This is a genomic window from Cyanobacteriota bacterium, assembly GCA_025054735.1.
Classification (GTDB): Bacteria; Cyanobacteriota; Cyanobacteriia; order SKYG9; family SKYG9; genus SKYG9.
Map to the genome: position 1 here is coordinate 1 of JANWZG010000528.1, position 2,215 is coordinate 2,215.

Below are 2,215 nucleotides of genomic sequence, written 5' to 3' on the forward strand. Positions count from 1 at the left end.
ATCAAGGGAGAGGGATGCACTAGGCGATGCTCTAGTTACGATGCCTAATGCTGAGGAGGGCGTTGTTGCGCAAATCGGCTAATACTTTCAGTCTGTGAGGCGTGTAAGTATATAAGGCGTATAGGCTTTTTAATAAACTCGTTAGTCAGGGAACGTTCCCTAGATAAAGCTTCTAGGGTATTCGCGCAACAATGCAGCTACATACTGTATGCTATGCTACCTAATCTACGGAAGTTAATACAGCATTGAAAGAATCATCTAGCAAGCCATCATTATGCTTTTCTAAAGATTGCTGCCTCAGTGGATCGAATATGATGGATTCACCTAGGTCTTCATCTACGCAAAGGCGATCGCAGGGAATTGTGTCTGACAGAATTGAACTAGCCATCATGCCAGTGTGAATTTCGAGTTGGGCTGTGGATAGAGCTTGGAAGACTAGCCGCTGACCTGGAAACACAACTCGCTCGAAATACCAGTTTGGAACATTCGTGATTCGTGCAATCTGGATGTGACTGGTAGCATTGACATAGCAGCAAAGGATGCTATCACTGCTGTCCGGTGGAAGCGGATCAAGTAGTTGAGCCATAACCGTCTATGAGGAGCTGTTGTTGAGTATATCCTTCATCTTGACACTAACATTCTCTGATCCCCATCGGTTGTAAACTTGACTACCAACTGCTGATAACGTTGGTGCCTTTATTGCCCGTAGAAGTGGTTTGTAAACTTTCCGGAAATGTCTCGGCAACTGCTGGAAAGAGGGGTAGTTATTGCGCCGAGTGAATAAGTCTGGGTTGACAAAATATCACTGCAAAGGGGCGATCGTCAGGACATTACTATGCCAGGCAGTTGTGGTCATGCATGTAAAGCCAGTGATTTTAATTGTGGATGATAGTCAAACTGTGCGAGCACTGTACACAGAACTGTTAACCCGATCAGGGTTTGAAGTCAAGGTTGCTCGAGATGGCCTTGAAGCATGGGACATTATTCAACATCACCCTCCTCAGCTTGTGTTAATGGATATTGTGATGCCACGGATGAACGGGTATGAGTTGTGTCGCAAACTAAGGGATAATCCTGTTACCCAGGATATGCCTGTGGTTATGGTGTCGTCTAAAGATCAGGAGTTTGACCGCTATTGGGGTTTAAAGCAAGGTGCTAATGCTTACATTACGCGCCCCTGTCGTCCCGATGATTTAGTACGCACGATTAATGAACTGTTACAGCAGTCACAACGATCAATGTCTCAGGTCGATAGGGCTTGATAAAAAGTCAGCCGCAACCAGAGCTAGGCCTGTTATACTGAATAACTGTGCTTCAGGCTACTCAGGCCAGCACACATCGTAGCGGGGGCATGGCGGAATGGTAGACGCTACGGACTTAAAAAGATTGAGCCTTGGTGGAGAAATTCATCAAGTGAATGCTCTCAAACTCAGGGAAACCTGTAGCTAGGTTGCAAGATCTAGTATGGCAATCCTGAGCCAAGCCGAACAGTTTTGAATGCTCACGTTGACGCTAGCTTACTGATTAGCTCAACCCCTAGGGTTCAGAATTGTCGGAAGGTGCAGAGACTCGACGGGAGCTACCCTAACGGGAACTAGCCGAGGGTAAAGGGAGAGTCCAATTCTCGATGTCGGGATCAACCTGCTGTAGGCAAGGGCGATCGACAGCAACGAAAGTTGCAGGAGAATGAAAATCCGTTGACCGCAAGGTCGTAAGGGTTCAAGTCCCTTTGCCCCCATCGTTGACGAGAGCTAACAAATCAGCTTCTGTGAGTTCGGGAATGCCTAGCGATCGAGCCTTATCTAGCTTGGATCCTGCATCATCACCGACGACAATGTAGCTCGTTTTCTTGCTAACGGAACTAGTAACCTTGCCACCAGCCTGTTGAATTAGATCAGTTGCTTGGTCGCGGGTGAGGGTAGGTAATGTGCCCGTGAGGACGAAGGTTTTGCCCAACAGGGCAGTAGTCTTAGCAGTTGTAGTAGCAGTGCTATGTAGTTGCAGCCCCGCTTCTGCCAGCCGTCGGATTAGAGTCTGATTAGCTGGCTGTTGGAACCAGGTGTGAACCGCGGTGGCAATTTCTGTGCCAATGCCATGGACAGAGGCGATCGCAGCCTCGTCTGCCTGTTGCAATTGCTGCACGGTGGGAAACTGTTCTGCCAACACCTGGGCATTCACACTGCCTACATGTCGAATTCCTAAACCGTAGAGCACC

Annotated in this window: 3 protein-coding genes; 1 reads left to right on the forward strand and 2 read right to left on the reverse strand. The window is 48.1% G+C overall.

Annotated features, from left to right (window positions below; genetic code table 11):
• Positions 1–220: 220 nt before the first annotated feature.
• Positions 221–586, reverse strand: coding sequence for a DUF1830 domain-containing protein (locus NZ772_17730; protein MCS6815396.1), 366 nt, complete (start codon positions 584–586; stop codon positions 221–223).
• Positions 587–854: 268 nt separating this feature from the next.
• On the opposite strand from NZ772_17730, the gene NZ772_17735 reads away from it, so the two are divergent.
• Positions 855–1,262 (forward strand): response regulator, encoded by a 408-nt coding sequence (locus NZ772_17735; GenBank protein MCS6815397.1) that lies wholly within the window; start codon positions 855–857, stop codon positions 1,260–1,262.
• Between the two features lie 457 nt (positions 1,263–1,719).
• Here NZ772_17735 and ligA read toward each other — a convergent pair.
• A partial coding sequence (gene ligA / locus NZ772_17740) for an NAD-dependent DNA ligase LigA (protein ID MCS6815398.1) occupies positions 1,720–2,215 on the reverse strand: 496 nt, incomplete at its 5' end.